Genomic DNA, 15940 nt, shown 5'->3' on the forward strand with positions numbered 1-15940 from the left:
GGGGCAGGTCGGGACGCCGGCCGGCCAGGGCTTCCACGGGCGCGCGGGCCAGCCGTACCCGCACCAGCAGGCCACGCAGCAGTCGCACCCCGGGCAGCAGGGTGCGGCGCGCGGTCAGCTGCGGACCCCGCTGGTCCCGCCGCAGGCCGCTCCGGGTGCGGGGCGTCCGCCGCGCACCGCCGAGCACGCCGCGGCGGAGGACGGCCACCCCCAGCCGGGGGCGCGCGGTCAGGGCCAGGGGCACCGCAGCGCGGTCGAGCGGCCCGGGGACGAGCCGGGTGCGGCCGGGCGGGCGCACGGTGCGCCGACCGGACGGGTGTCGGCCGGTGCCGCCGGGCAACCGGCGGCCGGGGCGGGCGAGCCCCGGGGCCGGCAGGCCCGGGCGCCGCAGGTCCGCACCCCGGCGGGGGCCCGGGCGGCCGCCCCGGACGGCGGACGGGCGGCGCGCGAGGCCCGTCCCGGGCGGGACGGCCACGCGGTCCGGACCGACCGGGAGGGCGACCACCCGGAGGGCCGCGGCACCCACGCCGGGGCGGAGGAGCACCAATCCGAGGCCGCCGCTGCGGCACCCCGGTCGGCTCCACCGGTCCCCGCGGCGCGTGATCGCGCCGTAGGGTGAGTTGCGTGAATGACCGTTTGGTATGGATCGACTGTGAAATGACCGGCCTCGACCTCGACCGGGACGCCCTGGTCGAGGTCGCGGTGCTGGTGACGGACTCCGAGCTGAACATCCTCGGCGAGGGCGTGGACGTCATCATCCGCCCGCCGGCGGAGGCGTTGGCGAACATGCCGGAGGTGGTGCGCGAGATGCACACCTCCTCCGGCCTGCTGGAGGAGCTGGAGCAGGGTGTGACCCTGGCCGAGGCCGAGGAGCGGGTCCTCGCGTACGTGCGCGAGCACGTGCCGGAGGCCGGGAAGACGCCGCTGTGCGGCAACTCGGTGGCCACCGACCGCGGTTTCCTGGCCCGGGACATGCCCGCGCTGGAGAAGCACCTGCACTACCGGATCGTGGACGTCTCCTCGATCAAGGAGCTGGCCCGCCGCTGGTACCCGAAGGCGTACTACAACAGCCCGCCGAAGGGCGGGAACCACCGGGCGCTCGCCGACATCCGCGAGAGCATCGACGAACTGCGCTACTACCGCGAGGCGGTGTTCGTCCCGCAGCCCGGCCCGGACGCCGAGACCGCGCGCACGATCGCCGAGAAGTACCGGGCCGCGACCGACTGACCGGGGCCCGTCGCAGGGTCGGAGGGGGTGCCCTCGTCCACCGGGGCGGAACCCCGGCGCGAGCACCCCCTCGGATCCTGTACAGTTCTTCCTGTCGGAACGGGAACGCGGAAGCGCGAACGGGCCGGACAGATGGTGGGTATAGCTCAGTTGGTAGAGCACCTGGTTGTGGTCCAGGTGGCCGCGGGTTCGAGTCCCGTTACTCACCCCAGAGCCTGAGGGGCCGATCTCTTCAAGAGATCGGCCCCTCAGGCGTTTTGGCGTTCCCGCGCGCCGCCCGATCGCACGCGCTCCCGGTTCCGCCCGGCGGCCCGGCAGTCCGGCAGTCCGGCGGCTCCGGCGGTGCGACAGCCCAGCGGCCAGGTGGCCATGCGGCCCGGTGGTCGAGGTTTTCCGACCGACCCCTGCCGCAATAAGCTACCGGCTAGTAACATCTTCGCCATGACCACTCCTTCGATCGGCCAGATGCTCGACTCCACCGTGCCGATGGCGCACACCCTCAAGCTCGAGTACCTGGAGACCACCGCCGAGCGCGCCGTGCTCCGACTGCCCGACCAGCCCGCGTTCCACAACCACGTCGGCGGCCCGCACGCCGGCGCGATGTTCACCCTCGCCGAGTCCGCCAGCGGCTGCATCGTGATCGCCGCCTTCGGGGACCAGATGTCCCGGGCCGTGCCGCTCGCCGTGAACGCCGAGATCGCCTACAAGAAGCTGGCCATGGGCGAGGTCACCGCCACCGCCGTGCTGGGCCGCCCGGTCGCCGAGGTCGTCGCCGAGCTGGACGCCGGCGGCCGCCCCGTGTTCCCGGTCACCGTCGAGATCACCCGCGCCGACGGCGCGGTCACCGGTGTGATGACGATCACCTGGACCCTGCGCCCCAACTCCTGACCGTCGCACGGCCGGTGGCCCCGGGAACACGGCCCCGGGGCCGACCGTGCGATGACTGTCCGTGACGGCGGGCGTGACCTCACCCCCCGCCCGCTCGTTCTCAACTCACGTGCGAGCCAATCACGCGACCGAGCCCCAGGAACCCGCCCCCAGCGGCGACACCGGAGCACGGCGGGCGGTCGCCCGGTGGCTCCCCCGCCCCCGCACCGTCGCCGCCGGCGGGGCCCTGCTCGTACAGCTCTGGGGCATCGGCGCCCCCGGCGCTTACGCGGCCACCGCCGAGCCCTCCCCGGGGCAGCCCGGAGCGGCCGTCCGACGGGCCCTGCACGGTCCACCCGCCCTGGACGGGCCGTCAGCCGTCCGACCCGGCGGACCTGGCGGACCGGGCGGTGACGGCGGGCTCGTCGGGGGGCTGACCGACGGAGCCGCGCCGGGCGGGGAGGTCGGAACGGTCGGCGAGGCCCTCCAGGAACGCATCCGGGCCGGCGGACTCCCGCTGCCCGGCCAGGGCGCCGCCCTCCCCGACGCCTTCGCCCTCGCCTCCGGGCTGCTCGGCACCGTCCCCGCCCAGGACCGACCCGACCGGACCCGCGCCTCCCGTGAGGGCGAACCCACCGCGCTGCCCGCCGTCCCCCGGCCCCGCGCCGGCGGCCCCGCCGACCCGGCCGGCCGGACCGGGCCCGCACCGACCGGCACTCCCGCCGTCCAGGAGACCGCGGCCCGCGAGGGGACGGTCGCACCGGAACCCGTCGGTGCGGCAGGGGCTGCGGCGCCCTCCGCAGCCCCTGCCGCACCGACGGGCGACGGGACCGCCGAGGCGCTCGCCCTCGCCGACACGGCGACCGTCACGGCGGCCGTGGACGGCTCCGCCACCGCGACCGCCGTACTCGCCCCGATCGCCGCCGGACTGCTGCTCACCGGCGCGGCGATGTGCAAGCACCGCGGGCTGCCGCGCGGGCACTGAGCACGGCGCACGGCGGGACCCGGGCCGGGTGTGCCCGGTCGGGTGTGCCCGGGAGGGTCCGGGACGCCGAAGGGTCGGCCGGTCAGCGGAAGACGGTCAGCGGAAGACGCTCGGCGGCGGCTCCGGGGAAGGGCTCGCGGTGGCGTCGGTGGCCGGGACGGCCCCGGCGGTGAAGTCGGCCAGGGCGCGGCCGTGTTCGACCCGTCCGTGGGAGGAGTCGGAGGCGACCCGGCGGGTGAGGTCGGCGATCGGGAGCGGGGTGTGGGCGGCGGCCAGGATCAGGTTGCCGAAGCGCTTGCCGCGCAGCACGGCGGGGTCGGCGGTGAGGCACAGTTCGGGGAACACCGCACCGACGGTGGCGACTTGGGAGCGGGCGAAGGGCAGGGCGCCGCCGTCGGCGAGGTTGGCGGCGTACCAGCCGCCGGGGGCGAGGGCGCGGGCGGCCAGGGTGGTGAACTCGACCGTGGTGCAGTGCGCCGGGGTGCGGGCGCCGGAGAAGACGTCGGTGATGACCAGGTCGACGCTGCCCTCGGGGGTGCGTTCCAGCACGCTGCGGGCGTCCGCGCCGCGCACCTTGATCTGCCAGCCGCGCTCCAACGGGAGTTCGGTGCGGACGAGTTCGGTGAGCGCGGTGTCGATCTCGGCGACCTGCTGGCGGGATCGCGGCCGGGTGGCGGCCACGTAGCGGGCCAGGGTGAGGGCGCCGCCGCCCAGGTGCAGGACGGTCAGCGGACGGCCCGGCGGGGCGACCAGGTCGATCAGGTGGCCGAGTCGGCGCTGGTACTCGAAGCCCAGGTGGGTGGGGTCGGCGAGGTCGACCAGGGACTGCGGGGCGCCGTCGATGAGCAGCGACCAGGCGTGCGGGCGGTCGCGGTCGGGGCGCAGTTCGGCCCGGCCGGAGCCGACCGCGCGAAGGAGCGGCCCCTGGGCGTGGCTGCGGCCGTCCGTGCCGGTGGTGAGCGCCGGTTCGGGGCTGCGCGCGGCCCTGTTGCTTCGTCCCATACCCGCCATTATCGCCGCGGGCGACCTGGGCGGGCGCCCCGGCCGACGGGGCGCCCGCCCAGGTCAGGGGCGTGCTGCGGGGATCCGGCCGGTGGGCGTACGGGCCCGGCGGGATCCGCGCGGCACGCCCGCTAGAACGGGCCGAGGCCGCCTGCGGTGAGCGTGCAGGCGGCCTCGCAGAGGGCGGAGCGGAGCACCCAGGCGTCGGTGGGGCGGGTGGCGCGCGCGGAACCGGCGGGCGGGATCACCCAGCGCGGGTCGGTGGCGCCGGGCACCAGGGCGCCGGCCGTACAGGAGCTGCCGGGCAGGTGCCAGGTCTCCCAGGTGCCGGCCGGGACGAGGAAGGAGACGGTGCTGCCGTTGCGGCTCTGCAGGACGGCCCCGCAGGCCCGGCGCAGCCGCAGGATGTCGACGGCCTCCAGGCCGTGCCGCAGGGCGACCGTCACGGTGTCGCAGCCGGTGACGAGGGTGTCCTCGACGGGGACGGCGCGGCCTTGGCCCGGTCCGCCGCAGGAGCCGCGGCCGCCCTCGACCGGGCCCCGGCCGGGGAACCGGTCGTCGGCGGGCTCGGGGAGCAGGGCGGGGACGGCGGCGGCGAGCACACCCCCGGCGACGGGTCGGTGCTGCGGCAGTCCGGTGGCCATCATGGGCCCTCCTGTTACCTCGTCGGGGCGGAAGCGTTGCCGCCGCGGGTGGGGCCGCGGGCCGGGGACGGGCCGGGGGACGGCCTGGGCTTCCAGGTATCAGGACAACGCGGCAGGAGTACCGGAAGCCACGGGGCGCCTTACAGCAAGGCATGGCATTTCATGGCGGATATCCGGCAACTACGCCCGCTTCGCCCCGGATTGACCGGAGATGTCGTACGAACCGACTGTGGCCGACCGGTGACTCCGAGTACTCTCGGCGCCATGGCAGCCACCCCACCGGCCGAGCCGAACCGACCGTCCCCCAACCCCGTGATGCGCGCACTGCGCGGCGACCGCTCACCCGGCGAGTTCGCCGTGGCGGTACGCCGGGCCGCTCGCGAGATCGGCGAGCACGTGTCCTGCGACGCCCGCTACGTCGGCCGGGTCGAGTCCGGTGAGATCCGCTGCCCCAACTACGCCTACGAGCGGGTCTTCCGGCACATGTGGCCGGGGCGCACGCTCACCGAACTCGGCTTCGCCCCGCGCACCGCCGTCCGCCGCCGGACGGCGGCCGACCCGGTCGGCGCGGCCGGAGCCCAGCCTCACCCTCCGATCCATCCGACGTTCCCGCCCCTGCCCGCCCCGCGCTCACCACTCTCCACCCAACTCCCGTACGCTGCCTCGCCGTACGCGGATCCAGCCGCTCCGGACGGGCCCCCGTGGCCGATGGCCGGCGCGGTGCCCCGGGGGCCCGATGGATCGCCCTACCCCGACGAGGAGAACGACGACGTGCGTCGCCGTACGTTCCTGGCCGGCGGCTCGACCGCGCTGGCCACCGTGATCGGCATCGACCGGCCGGCCGCCGCCGGCCCGGTCACCGGTGTCGGCTTCACCCCGGCCACCGGTACCGGTGCCGGCTACGACCCGGTCACCGGTGCCCGGTTCGGCCCGGCTCCCGACCGGACGGTCTTCCCCCGCGCGGAGCTCACCGTGCCCGCGCTGCTCGGCGACGAGCCGGTGGTGCCCGGCCGGCCGGGCCCGGTGCCGCCGCCGCGCAAGGTCGGCGCCGCCGAGGTGTCCGGTGTCGAACAGGCCGTCCGGGACATCAGACTGGCCGACGACGCGCACGGCGCCGACGCCCTGTACGAACTCGCCGGGCAGTCCCTGCGCACCGCCTACCTGCTGCTCAACGAGGGCGAGTACAGCGCCGAGACCGAGCGCCGGCTCCAGGCCGGAGCGGGCGAACTGGCCATCTCCGTGGGCTGGTTGGCCCACGACTCGAACCGGCTCGCGGACGCCCGCTCGTTCTACGCCGAGGCGCTGGCCACCTCCCGGATGGCCGGGGACTCCGCACTGGAGGCGCACGTGTTCTGCAACAGCGCCTTCCTCGCCCGGGACGCCGGGCGGCCGCGCGAGGCGCTGCGCGCCGCGCAGGCCGGGCAGTCGGCCGCCCGGGAGCTGGGCTCCGCCCGGCTGCTCGCCCTGCTGGCCATGCGCGAGGCCGGCGCTTGGGCCGTACTGCGGGATCGTTCCTCCTGCGAACGCGCGATCGGCCGGGCCTACTCGTTGTTCGACCGGGGGCCGTCGGAGGCCGATCCGGAGTGGATGTCCTTCTTCGGCGAGGCGGAGATCGCCGGCCTGCAGTCGCAGTGCTGGTCCGCGCTGGAGGACTGGGACCGCGCCAGCGACCAGGCCGCACTGGCGATAGCGCTGCAGGAGCCGCACTTCGTGCGCAACCGGGTGCTGTACACCGCCGAACTGGCCCACGACCGGCTCGGCCGGGGGGACCTGACCGGGGCGGCGCACCACGGCTCGGCCGCCGTGGCACTGTTCGGCGAGGTCCGCTCGGCCCGGATCCGCAGCATGCTGGCGGACACCGCGGGACGGCTGCGTCCGCACGCCTCGGTGCCCGAGGTCCGCGGCTTCCTGAACGGGTACGACCGGGCCGCGGCGGCCTGACGGACGGTCGGACCACCGCCGACCGCGGCGGCTGCCGGTCGACCGACCGGCAGCCGTCGACGTCGGCCTCAGTCGCCGGACTTCAGCCCCTCCAGGTGGGACAGGTCGTTCCAGACCTCCACCGCCGGGGCGCCGTACTCCCAGGACAGCACGCACAGCGCCGCCGTACCGAGCTTGAACCGCTGGGCGAACTCGGGCGGCAGGCCCAGCCAGCGGGCGGTCAGGATGCGCAGCAGGTGGCCGTGGGCGAACAGGACGACGTCGCGGTCGGCGCAGTGCATGACGGTGGTGTCCGACTCCGGGACGCCGTGCTCGTCGTTGAGTTCGGCGAGGAAGGCGTCCACCCGGGCGGCCACCTCGGAGAGCTTCTCGCCGCCGGGCACGCCGTCGCGCCAGATCAGCCAGCCGGGGTGGTCGGTGGCCCGGATGTCGGCGCCGGTGCGGCCCTCGTACTGGCCGTAGTCCCACTCCAGCAGTTCCGGACGGTCCACCGCACGGTCGCCGAAGCCGGCCAGTTCGCAGGTCTCCCTGGCCCGGCCGAGCGGGCTGGTGTAGACGAGCGCGTCCGGCAGCCCGTTCCAGGGGGCCTTGGCGAGGCGGGCGCCGAGCGCCCGGGCCATCGCGCGGCCGTCCTCGGTCAGCGGGATGTCGGTGCGGCCGGTGTGGCGGCCGGTGGCCGACCACTCGGTCTCACCGTGGCGGACCAGCACGATTCGGGCGGGCATGGGGGACTCCTCGCAGCAGGGCGGTCAACGGTCGGTCTCACCCTTGAGCACCGGTCTCCATGATCCCCCACCCGGAGGGCGGCCACGATCGCGGGCCCGGGGCCCGGCCCTGACCCGGCCCGGGGCAGGGCCCGGACGGCCCAGGGCGAGCAGGGGGAAACGGCCGGTTGCGGCCGGAACGGGCCGGTCCGCACCGCGTTGTCGGACCCGGGTGCGACACTGGGCCGCACCATGAACGTCTCGACGAACGTCCCGCTCAGCGGGTCCGCTGAGCCGCTCGCCCAGCGGCTCGCCGAGCTGCGCGGACCGGCCCCGCAGCGCAGTCTGAACGCCCGCTCCCTCGCCGCGCTGGCCGCCAATCCGGGCTGCCACCGCCGCGCCGTGCTGGACGCGGCCGGGGTGGACAAATCGGTGCTGGCCGCCCGGCTCGGCCGCCCCGCCCCCTTCGGGCAGTCCCCGTTCGCGATCGCCCGCGGCGTGATCTTCGAGTCCCGGCTGAAGGCGGACGACCACACCGCCCTGCTGGAGCCGCTCCGCGCCCACCTCGGCGTCCCGGCCGACGACCGCACCCCGCTGCTGGTGCCGGACCTGCTGCACCGCTCCGGCCCGGCCGTCCGCGCCGACCGGACGACCGAGGTGCTGGCCCGGGCCGCCGCCGATCCGGACGCCTGGACGCTGCTGGACCACCCGATGCTGCGGCTCTCCGTGGCCGGCAGCACCGCCTACCTGGAGCCGGACGCCCTGGTGGTGCACGGCGGGCGGTGCACGGTGGTCGAGATCAAGTCCTTCCCGGTGCTGGACGGCAGCGCGGACCCGGCCAAGGTCGGCGCCGCCGCCCGCCAGGCCGCGGTGTACGTGCTGGCGCTCCAGCACGCCGCCGCGACGGCCGCCGGAACGTCGCTCGGCGACGACCCGTACACCGAGCAGCGGCTGCCGGGCAGCCCGCGCACCAGCGTGCTGCTGGTCTGCCCCAAGGACTTCGGCAACCGGCCGACCGCGGTCACCGTCGACGTCCGCCGCGAACTGGCCACCACCCGCCGCCAGCTGAGCCGGATGACCGGCATCGGCCGGCTGCTGACGGAGCTGCCGGCGGGCACCGACTTCGACCTGGCCGCCGACGGGGACGGCACCCCGGCCCGGACCGCCGACCAACTGACCGCCTCGGTCGAGGCGGTGCCCGCCGCCTACAGTCCGGACTGCCTCTCCACCTGCGAGCTCGGCTTCCACTGCCGCGCCCGGGCCCGCTGCGACGACCGGGTCGAACAGCTCGGCCGGGGCGTGCGCGGCGAGCTGGGCAGCATCCGTACGGTCACCGAGGCGCTGGCCGCCGCCGGCACCGGGCGTCCCGACGACGGCCACGGAGCCGACAGCGACGGCGACGACAGCGACGGCGACGACAGCGACGGCGACGCCGCAGCCGACGGCGCGCGCGAGGCCGCCGAGCGCCTGGCGTACGCGGCCGCCCTGCGCGCCGAGGCCCTGGGGGTGGGGGCATGAGCCTGCTGACCACCCTCGCCCGGCTGGAGGCCGTCCGCAGCGGACGGGCCGAGCCGCTGGCCACCGTCCGGCACCGGCACCTGTCGGAGCGCCCGATGGTGCTCGTCCCACTGACCGCCGCCGGTGAGGCCGGCGCGCCGCTGGCCGTACTGCTGGGCACCGACCGGGACGCTCCCCGGCTGCACCTGGTGCCGCAGCCGCTCAACCGCACCCTGCGGTTCGACTACCTGGCCGCACTCGCCGCCGACCTGCTGCCCTACCTGGAGTCCTTCGGGGCCGACATCGAGCAGATCGAGGGCTCCGAGAAGGATCCGGAGACCGGCGAGAAGACCCAGGTGTTCCGCGAACTGTGCACCGACGCGCCGCAGTTGATCGTTCCCAACAGCGCGGGCGTGCACCACCTCGCGCTGCTCGGCCGCTCGACCCGGTTCCGTCGCACCGCCGAGGACGCGGACCCGGGGCCGCACCCGGCACCGCTGCGGGTGCCGCTGCTCGGCCGCTGGCTGACCCACCTGACCGACCGCGCCCAGGTGCCCGGCTCCAGCCTGCTGCTGCCGATGACCGGCCTGCTCGCCCGGCACTGGGCCACCGGCCAGAGCCACCTGGAGGACCAGCACCTGGCGGCCCGGCTGGCCTGGCACGGCCCGCCGCCGGGGCTGACCGGGGCCCGGGCCGCCGAACTGGCCGAGACCGCCCGCGACGAGCGGGGGCAACTGCTGCACCCGCCGGCCGGGCCGGCCACCGACCCGGCCTTCGACGAGGGGGTGCTCGCCCCGGCGATCGCCCGCTACGACGCGGCCGTCAACGCGCTTCAGCACGGCGACGACCCGGACGGCACCGAGCGCGCCCGGGCGGCCGTCCGCACGGCGGTCGAACAGCTGGAGCAGGTGTTCGCCGCCGTCCTGCTGCCCACCTGGCGGGACGTCTGGCGGGGCCTGGACCTGCTGCGCGCCCTGCCGCCGGCCGGCCACCTGGAGGAGCGCTGGACCGGCGACCGCTGGTCCTACACCGGCCACCGGGACCGGCTGGTGGCCGGCGAGCCGCCGCAGCCCCGGCAGGACGACGCCGTCACGGCGGCCCGCAAACTCGCCCAGCGCGAACGCGAGCAGGCCCGGCTGGACGTCCAGGAGGCACTGGACGATCCGCTGGCGATGGCCGAACACCGGCTGTCCGGCGAGGCGTTCAGCGGGGTGGTGACGGACGTGGTGCTGGAGTACGACACCACCGGCCGCTCCCCCAAGCCGCGCCCGCTGGTCACCCTGCGCACCGCCGACCGGCCGCACGCCGACCTCGGCCGGGAGGCCCACCGGGTGCACGGGCCGTCCGCGCAGAAGACCGAGATCGTCGCGGTCGACCCGGCCGAGGGCACCATCACGCTGCGGGTGCTGTCCGGGATGGGCCGCAAGAAGGAGCCCGAGCCGGGCAGCCTGCCCGAGCCCGGCGAGCCAGTCACGTACACCCTGTTCGAGTTGACGGTCCGACAGTCCGCGCCGCTGCCCGAGCCGGACGACACCCCGTGGACCCACGGCGGCCCGCCCGGCACCGCGCCCGCGCCCACCCCGTCCGCCACCGCCGCCACCACCGAGGATTGGGAATGATGAGCACGCAGTCCCCGGGCGCGGCCGCCGACGCCGCCGTGGCCCGCATCCTGGCGGCGACCGTCCACCCGTCGGCCGGTGCGCCGCGCGGTGTGGTGGTGGACTCCCCGCCCGGCGCCGGGAAGTCGACCCTGGTGGTGCGGGCCGCCCGCGAGCTGGTGGCGGCCGGCGAACGGCTGATGGTGGTCGCCCAGACCAACGGCCAGGTGGACGACCTGGTCGGCCGACTGGCCGAGAAGGCACCGGAGTTGACGATCGGCCGGCTGCACGCGGCGGACGCCCGGCCCGGTCCGGAAGTGCTCCGGCACCCCAACGTCACGCCCTCCGACAAGGTCGCCGACCTGGTCGAGCAGGACGTGGTGATCTCCACCTCCGCCAAGTGGCAGTGGGTGCGGGCCGAGGCGCCGTGGCGGCACGCGATCGTGGACGAGGCGTACCAGATGCGCTCGGACGCCCTGCTCGCGGTGGCCCGGCTGTTCGAGCGGGCGCTGTTCGTCGGCGACCCGGGCCAGCTGGACCCGTTCACCGTGGTCGGCACCGAGCAGTGGGCCGGGCTGTCCTACGACCCGTCCAGCAGCGCCGTGGTCACCATGCTGGCGCACAACCCGCAGATCGAGCCGCACCGGCTGCCGGTCTCCTGGCGGCTGCCGGCCAGCGCGGCGCCGCTGATCTCGCGGGCGTTCTACCCGTACACGCCGTTCCGCTCCGGCACCGGTCCGGACGACCGCCGGCTGACCGCCGCCGTCCGCCCGGACGGCTCGGCGCTGGACGCGGTGATCGACCGGGCGGCCGAGCACGGCTGGGCGCTGCTGGAGCTGCCCGCCCGGCACACCGTGCGGACCGACCCGCAGGCGGTGGCGGCCGTCGCGGCGACGGTCCGGCGGCTGCTGGAGCGCGGGCTGACCGGCAGTTCCGAGCAGGGCGAGGCCCCGCTCACCGCAGACCGGATCGCCGTCGGCACGGCCCACCGGGACCAGGCGGCGGCCGTCCGGGCGGCGCTGCTCAAGGTGGGCGTCCCGGTGGACGGCTCGGCCGGTCCGGCCGTCACGGTGGACACCGCGAACCGGCTGCAGGGCCGGGAGTACGACGTCACGGTCGTGCTGCACCCGCTGTCCGGGCGGCCCGACGCGACCGCCTTCCACCTGGAGACCGGACGGCTCTGCGTGCTGGCCTCCCGGCACCGGCACGCCTGCATCGTGGTGGCCCGGGCCGGGATCGCCGAGCTGCTGGACGAGCACCCCTCCACCGAGCCGGTGCAGTTGGGCGTCCCGGTCGCCTTCCCGGACGGCTGGGAGGCAAGTTTTACCACACTGGAGCACTGGATGCAGTACCGCGTCAGGCTGCACTGATAGGGCAGCCACCAGCGCCCCGGCATCCACATGCCGGGGCGCTGTCTGCTGATCACCGCTCGTCAGGTCCCTTGAAGACGGCCACGGGCCGCCTCGATCTCGTTTCGGGCGGCAGTACCGAACACGGCTTGGTCCCGCAGAGCAGCGAACACGCGGACGAAGTACGAGATGTTTTCGGGCCTGGACGTCTGGAACGCCCCCGACCAGAACTCTTGCTTGAGCAAGCTCCCATCGAACAGATAGAAGCCCTCACCGGGGTAGAGCGACCGTGGCCGACCTTGCGGGATGATCCCGATGGACACGTACGGGAGCCTGGACACCTCCAGGAGGTGGTCAAGTTGCCCGTTCATCACCTCAGCACCGCCCGTATTGTTTGTTAGCGCAGAGGCTTCCAGGAGGAACGAGAATATCGGCGCCCCGGTGCCGAGGAACCGCTTCCGGACCATGCGGTTCTGTGCCGCTTCCTCCACGTCATCCAACGGCAGGCCGTGCAGCTTGGCATGGATGGTGAACTGCGCCTTGGCGTACTCGACCGTCTGTAGGAAGCCGGGGACGAACAGCGACTCATACACCCGGAGCAGCTTGGTCTTCGCGTACAAGTCCATGGCTTGGAACTGGAGACGCTTCATCCCCGGTCGGTGCCACCGCTTGTAGTCGGTCCACATCTGCTCGATCTCACGACTCATCGCGATGAGCTCGGGAGTCTGCCCCTCGACGGCACAGGCCGTTGCCCACCTTCGGATGTCCTCCTCGGTCGGGATCTGCGTCCCGTGCTCGATCTTTGACACCTTGGTCTTGTGCCAACCGCAGCGCTGCGCGAGTTCGACACCCGAGAGATGGGCATCCCGACGGAGTTCCTTGAGCTGAGTCCCGAAAGCGCGCCTTGCGGACTCGGATGGTTCCTGGTCAGACATGTCGCTACGGCTTGTACTCACCATTGGGGACGCCGAGCGACCATGCCTGCTCGAACGCCTCATTGCAGAACCGGATCACGTCCGGATCGGTTGAGAGCTGGATGTCAGCCTGTTGGTTGTCTCCCCCCATGAGGTTGAAGACCACCAGGTCATCCCGGATCAGACAGTCGTTCCCCGGCAAGGGCAACGCCGATACGAGCGGGCGGGGAAGCCAGCGAAGACGTTCCGTGGGGTCGGCCAGCTCGACCGCCATCCGCTGGTAGTCCGAGAGCGGTTCGGAGACGACCCTCACACGCCGGTAGGGGAAGCCTGCAGTGGCCTTCCCGGCCAGGAACGCACGATGCCCACGCATCGTCTCTTCGACCGTCTCACGGTCGCCTGAGCGCCACGCCTCGAACAACGGGCGGTCCACCTCGTAGAAGTCCCGCAGCTCGAACTTTCGGACCTCTTGGGCGGGCTCACCGAACAGCAGCTCAATTCGGCGTGCTGCCGAGATCAATTCCATAACGCTCCCTGACGTACTTCCGCACGAACACATCCATGGTCCGCCCGGACATCTCCCCGAACGTCTCATCGTCGGCAAGGGCGACGAGCTGATCCCGAACCCCCGGCCCGCGCTTCTTGAGCTGCACGATCCATGAGTCACGGTCAGTCTCATAGAACGTCTCGCACTCGACGCCGCCCTGAGAGTTGGGGTCCGTGCAAAAGAACGTAGCGGTCAAGTCGTCGCCGTCGCCGCTGTGTTGCCGCATGTTGCTCCCCCCATGGTTCGGCCGCATGTCATCTCCGACCTTCGCGCGACGACCACCCCGAGGTCAAGCATTCGACAGCACCGAAGTGCTCTCACGCGGCTTCCAGCAACTATGAGCAACTTCGTTGAGTGTCGCTGGTCGGTGTTCGTACCGTCTACCCCACGTCCCCACGCGTCGGCGAAGGAGAGGGAGCCAGGCATGTCCGTGGCGAAAGCCCAGCAGCACGATACGAGCCGTCCGCCGAAACGACGTCGTTCCCACGCGGAGCTCATGGAGCGGATCGACAACAACCCGGTTCGGAAGGACCTGACGACCGGCCACCTGGTGGAGCTGGTGGGGGCCCAGGACGGCAAGGCCTTGGTCCGGCCGCTGTTCGAACCGGACGCCCCGGCGCGTCAGGTGCCGGTCGACATGCTCACCACCCGGATCAGTTTGTGGGGGTGACCGTGGCGGAGCAGTGGAAGCCGGAAGCGGGTCAGCAGGTCTACGAGCGCCGTAGTGGCGTCGCTGTCGAGATCATGGAGATCCGCCAATTCGGCCTGTACGTCCGGCCGTTGCGCGGCGGGGTCGAACGGGTCGTTGAGCGCGTGGACCTCATTCCGCCGGACGACGCTCCGGGCGGTTTCTTTGACTGGCAGGCCTCGCGCGGGTGAGCAGCATCGGTGAGGTTCTGGCCGCTGAGCAGCAGGACGAGTACCGCGATGCGGGCCTCTGGCGTGATGGCCATCCGTGCACGCGGTTTCTGTGGGCATGGCGCGTTTCGGTGTCGGCCCTGGTGATCGTTCTGGCCCTGTGGATCGGTTGGTCCGCTGGCCGACCGTGAGTAGTTACCAGCAGGACCGTTGGCCTTCGGGCTAGCGAAAAAACCGCCCCGGCCTACTTGGTCGGGGCGGTCTTGTTTTGCTTCGAGCGTTCAGAGGAGCGCGAGGAACGGGTTCCCAGTGGCAACCGGCTCAGGGCGGGAAGCGGGCACCGGAGCCGTGGTCTTGGCCGGGCGGCGGGTGTCGATCCGGACGACCGTGGCCGGGCGTTCGTCACGCTGGGCATTTTGCCGGCTGTGCGGAGAGTGACCAGCCTCCTCCTCAGCGAAGGTGTAGACCGTGGCCGGTCGGCCCAGCCCTGAGCGGTCCAGGGTGACCTTCACCCCAGGCAGCGACTTGACCTCTTCCGCCGAGGCGCCCACGTACGGCAGCAGTTCGGAGGACCTGGCCATACCCCCGTGCATCTCGATCCGGGCCCGGACCTTCTCCGCCAGCGTCGGCACCCGGCGGCCGGGCTTGATCGCTCCCGTGCTCCCCGTGATGTCGACCGCACAGCGGACGCTGTAACGAACCAGGGAGAAGGCCGCAGCCAGGCAAGCACGGTCGATCGTCTCGGACTGCTCGGACGCAGCCAGGCAGGCCGCTACCCGGATGGTCTGTTCGGCCGTGCGTTCCACGTAGACAGACTGTGCCTCGGGAAGGCTCTCAGCGATGATCCGGGCATACCGGCGGATGGTCTTCCAGAGCAGCCGAGCATCCTCCCCGAGGCTGATCACACGCTTGCCCCTGGTAGCCCAGGAGTAGGCCTGACTCAGGTCCCACCCGCCCAGCTTGGGCAGCGTGGCCCCGTCGTCATCCAACATGGGCACGGAGGTCAGCGCGAAGGGCATGATGCGGTTGTAGGACCCTCCGGCAGCTTCCGTGGCCCCGACGTACTTGGCCCAGTCAGAGGGCGTGATGTGGGCGTGGAAGACGACCGCCGGATCGTCTACCGCCTGAGCAGAGTCTTTCGTGGTGTTCCGGATCGGCGCACCGTCCCAGGCGCTCCGGAGCTTGGCCGTGAAGCTGGTATCCCGCCGCACCCGGCGAAGCACCTCCGACCACTCCTCTTCGACCACCAGGGCCCGGACGTCCCGTCCGGCTTCCGTCTCCTCCGTGTCCTCCACCTGTTCGGCCAGGTAGTTGACCAGGGACGCACCGGACGTGATCCCCGAGGTGGTGTTGACTTCGAGGAACCTGCCTATGGACGGCTTCATGATGTGCTGCGCGGCACGAAGCGCCGTGCCCTTGCCCTTCCCCGTGCCACCAACGAGGGCCGACCATACGAGCGCCGGACGGGCGTTGCCCCGGCTGGACACCTTGACCGTCTGGCCGATGGCTGCCGACCACATGCTCAGAGCCGCAACGTAGATGCCGACCGGATCACACTCAACGTGCGGGCTGACCTTCTCCACAGCCCGACCGATAGGCCCGTACATCGTGATGGTGTTCAACTCTGCTTCTCCTGGGACTGATTAGGGTCGGGCGGCCGGGCCGACCCCGGCCACCCCAGGTACGTGCGGACCGGTCAGGCCGCTTGCCGCGTAGCGGCCCGGTAGGACTCGATCAAGGTGATGGGGAGCCGACCCTTCGGGGACACGTCGAAGCCGTTGGCCTTGGCCCACCTGCGGGCGGCCTG

Annotated in this window: 18 protein-coding genes and 1 tRNA gene; 11 read left to right on the top strand and 8 right to left on the bottom strand. The window is 73.4% G+C overall.

What is annotated here, in order from left to right:
* Nucleotides 1-624: 624 nt before the first annotated feature.
* The 4 genes from orn (at nucleotide 625) to ABTZ03_RS39630 (ending at nucleotide 3079) form a co-directional block, all read left to right on the top strand.
* A complete protein-coding gene (gene orn / locus ABTZ03_RS39615) occupies nucleotides 625-1227 on the top strand; it encodes an oligoribonuclease (RefSeq protein WP_350518077.1) in 603 nt (200 codons plus the stop codon).
* A gap of 135 nt (nucleotides 1228-1362) precedes the next feature.
* Nucleotides 1363-1438 (top strand) — tRNA-His (locus ABTZ03_RS39620).
* A gap of 230 nt (nucleotides 1439-1668) precedes the next feature.
* The gene (locus ABTZ03_RS39625) at nucleotides 1669-2115 is read left to right on the top strand and encodes a DUF4442 domain-containing protein (RefSeq protein ID WP_350518078.1); all 447 of its coding nucleotides are present in this window, start codon (nucleotides 1669-1671) and stop codon (nucleotides 2113-2115) included.
* A 109-nt stretch (nucleotides 2116-2224) separates the two neighbouring features.
* Nucleotides 2225-3079 carry a hypothetical protein gene (locus ABTZ03_RS39630; RefSeq protein ID WP_350518079.1) on the top strand — a complete coding sequence of 285 codons (855 nt, stop codon included), beginning with the start codon at nucleotides 2225-2227 and terminating at the stop codon, nucleotides 3077-3079.
* Nucleotides 3080-3175: 96 nt separating this feature from the next.
* Here the strand turns inward: ABTZ03_RS39630 and ABTZ03_RS39635 are convergent, their stop codons facing one another.
* Together ABTZ03_RS39635 and ABTZ03_RS39640 are read right to left on the bottom strand one after the other, a co-directional pair.
* The gene (locus tag ABTZ03_RS39635; RefSeq protein WP_502894746.1) at nucleotides 3176-4081 is read right to left on the bottom strand and encodes a spermidine synthase; all 906 of its coding nucleotides are present in this window, start codon (nucleotides 4079-4081) and stop codon (nucleotides 3176-3178) included.
* A 131-nt stretch (nucleotides 4082-4212) separates the two neighbouring features.
* Nucleotides 4213-4728, bottom strand: coding sequence for a hypothetical protein (locus ABTZ03_RS39640; RefSeq protein WP_350518081.1), 516 nt, complete (start codon nucleotides 4726-4728; stop codon nucleotides 4213-4215).
* 261 nt (nucleotides 4729-4989) lie between these two features.
* Between ABTZ03_RS39640 and ABTZ03_RS39645 the strand changes: the two genes are divergently transcribed.
* Nucleotides 4990-6666, top strand: coding sequence for an NsdA family TPR-like regulatory protein (locus ABTZ03_RS39645; protein ID WP_350518082.1), 1677 nt, complete (start codon nucleotides 4990-4992; stop codon nucleotides 6664-6666).
* A gap of 68 nt (nucleotides 6667-6734) precedes the next feature.
* Here ABTZ03_RS39645 and ABTZ03_RS39650 read toward each other — a convergent pair whose 3' ends face one another.
* On the bottom strand, nucleotides 6735-7391 hold the full coding sequence (locus tag ABTZ03_RS39650) for a histidine phosphatase family protein (RefSeq protein ID WP_350518083.1): 657 nt from the start codon (nucleotides 7389-7391) through the stop codon (nucleotides 6735-6737).
* Nucleotides 7392-7622: 231 nt separating this feature from the next.
* On the opposite strand from ABTZ03_RS39650, the gene ABTZ03_RS39655 reads away from it, so the two are divergent.
* From ABTZ03_RS39655 to ABTZ03_RS39665, 3 genes are read left to right on the top strand one after another with little or no spacing between them, the layout of a single operon-like run.
* The gene (locus tag ABTZ03_RS39655) at nucleotides 7623-8888 is read left to right on the top strand and encodes a hypothetical protein (protein ID WP_350518084.1); all 1266 of its coding nucleotides are present in this window, start codon (nucleotides 7623-7625) and stop codon (nucleotides 8886-8888) included.
* Entirely contained in the window at nucleotides 8885-10486 is a 1602-nt protein-coding gene (locus tag ABTZ03_RS39660; protein WP_350518085.1) for a hypothetical protein, read from the top strand. Before ABTZ03_RS39655 ends, ABTZ03_RS39660 begins: the two co-directional genes overlap by 4 nt.
* Nucleotides 10483-11835 carry an AAA family ATPase gene (locus tag ABTZ03_RS39665; protein ID WP_350518086.1) on the top strand — a complete coding sequence of 451 codons (1353 nt, stop codon included), beginning with the start codon at nucleotides 10483-10485 and terminating at the stop codon, nucleotides 11833-11835. The genes ABTZ03_RS39660 and ABTZ03_RS39665 overlap by 4 nt, the downstream gene beginning before the upstream one ends.
* 62 nt (nucleotides 11836-11897) lie before the next feature.
* Here the strand turns inward: ABTZ03_RS39665 and ABTZ03_RS39670 are convergent, their stop codons facing one another.
* Genes ABTZ03_RS39670 through ABTZ03_RS39680 form a run of 3 tightly spaced genes read right to left on the bottom strand, consistent with a single transcriptional unit; the run spans nucleotide 11898 to nucleotide 13501 of the window.
* Nucleotides 11898-12749: a helix-turn-helix domain-containing protein gene (locus ABTZ03_RS39670; protein WP_350518087.1), complete on the bottom strand. Its 852-nt coding sequence runs from the start codon at nucleotides 12747-12749 to the stop codon at nucleotides 11898-11900.
* Between the two features lie 4 nt (nucleotides 12750-12753).
* Complete coding sequence (locus ABTZ03_RS39675) at nucleotides 12754-13254, bottom strand: DUF6879 family protein (protein WP_350518088.1); 501 nt, start codon at nucleotides 13252-13254, stop codon at nucleotides 12754-12756.
* Nucleotides 13223-13501 (bottom strand): hypothetical protein, encoded by a 279-nt coding sequence (locus ABTZ03_RS39680; protein ID WP_350518089.1) that lies wholly within the window; start codon nucleotides 13499-13501, stop codon nucleotides 13223-13225. The genes ABTZ03_RS39675 and ABTZ03_RS39680 overlap by 32 nt, the downstream gene beginning before the upstream one ends.
* Before the next feature lie 204 nt (nucleotides 13502-13705).
* On the opposite strand from ABTZ03_RS39680, the gene ABTZ03_RS39685 reads away from it, so the two are divergent.
* From ABTZ03_RS39685 to ABTZ03_RS39695, 3 genes are read left to right on the top strand one after another with little or no spacing between them, the layout of a single operon-like run.
* Nucleotides 13706-13945 carry a hypothetical protein gene (locus ABTZ03_RS39685; protein ID WP_350518090.1) on the top strand — a complete coding sequence of 80 codons (240 nt, stop codon included), beginning with the start codon at nucleotides 13706-13708 and terminating at the stop codon, nucleotides 13943-13945.
* 2 nt (nucleotides 13946-13947) lie between these two features.
* A complete protein-coding gene (locus ABTZ03_RS39690) occupies nucleotides 13948-14154 on the top strand; it encodes a hypothetical protein (protein ID WP_350518091.1) in 207 nt (68 codons plus the stop codon).
* Nucleotides 14151-14324 (top strand): hypothetical protein, encoded by a 174-nt coding sequence (locus ABTZ03_RS39695; RefSeq protein WP_350518092.1) that lies wholly within the window; start codon nucleotides 14151-14153, stop codon nucleotides 14322-14324. The genes ABTZ03_RS39690 and ABTZ03_RS39695 overlap by 4 nt, the downstream gene beginning before the upstream one ends.
* Nucleotides 14325-14414: 90 nt before the next feature.
* Here the strand turns inward: ABTZ03_RS39695 and ABTZ03_RS39700 are convergent, their stop codons facing one another.
* Together ABTZ03_RS39700 and ABTZ03_RS44330 are read right to left on the bottom strand one after the other, a co-directional pair.
* The gene (locus tag ABTZ03_RS39700) at nucleotides 14415-15755 is read right to left on the bottom strand and encodes a DUF3987 domain-containing protein (RefSeq protein ID WP_350518093.1); all 1341 of its coding nucleotides are present in this window, start codon (nucleotides 15753-15755) and stop codon (nucleotides 14415-14417) included.
* Nucleotides 15756-15829: 74 nt separating this feature from the next.
* A partial coding sequence (locus ABTZ03_RS44330; protein WP_502894747.1) for an Lsr2 family DNA-binding protein occupies nucleotides 15830-15940 on the bottom strand: 111 nt, incomplete at its 5' end.

The sequence above is a fragment of the Kitasatospora sp. NPDC096077 genome, assembly GCF_040303245.1.
Lineage (GTDB): Bacteria > Actinomycetota > Actinomycetes > Streptomycetales > Streptomycetaceae > Kitasatospora.

What these genes read in the sequence shown, in the direction of transcription:
- ABTZ03_RS39625 (WP_350518078.1), top strand. Translation starts at nt 1,669, where the DNA reads ATGACCACTCCTTCGATCGGCCAGATGCTCGACTCCACCGTGCCGATG.
- ABTZ03_RS39635 (WP_502894746.1), bottom strand. Translation starts at nt 4,081, where the DNA reads ATGGGACGAAGCAACAGGGCCGCGCGCAGCCCCGAACCGGCGCTCACC.
- ABTZ03_RS39640 (WP_350518081.1), bottom strand. Translation starts at nt 4,728, where the DNA reads ATGATGGCCACCGGACTGCCGCAGCACCGACCCGTCGCCGGGGGTGTG.
- ABTZ03_RS39645 (WP_350518082.1), top strand. Translation starts at nt 4,990, where the DNA reads ATGGCAGCCACCCCACCGGCCGAGCCGAACCGACCGTCCCCCAACCCC.
- ABTZ03_RS39650 (WP_350518083.1), bottom strand. Translation starts at nt 7,391, where the DNA reads ATGCCCGCCCGAATCGTGCTGGTCCGCCACGGTGAGACCGAGTGGTCG.
- ABTZ03_RS39655 (WP_350518084.1), top strand. Translation starts at nt 7,623, where the DNA reads ATGAACGTCTCGACGAACGTCCCGCTCAGCGGGTCCGCTGAGCCGCTC.
- ABTZ03_RS39660 (WP_350518085.1), top strand. Translation starts at nt 8,885, where the DNA reads ATGAGCCTGCTGACCACCCTCGCCCGGCTGGAGGCCGTCCGCAGCGGA.
- ABTZ03_RS39665 (WP_350518086.1), top strand. Translation starts at nt 10,483, where the DNA reads ATGATGAGCACGCAGTCCCCGGGCGCGGCCGCCGACGCCGCCGTGGCC.
- ABTZ03_RS39670 (WP_350518087.1), bottom strand. Translation starts at nt 12,749, where the DNA reads ATGTCTGACCAGGAACCATCCGAGTCCGCAAGGCGCGCTTTCGGGACT.
- ABTZ03_RS39675 (WP_350518088.1), bottom strand. Translation starts at nt 13,254, where the DNA reads ATGGAATTGATCTCGGCAGCACGCCGAATTGAGCTGCTGTTCGGTGAG.
- ABTZ03_RS39680 (WP_350518089.1), bottom strand. Translation starts at nt 13,501, where the DNA reads ATGCGGCAACACAGCGGCGACGGCGACGACTTGACCGCTACGTTCTTT.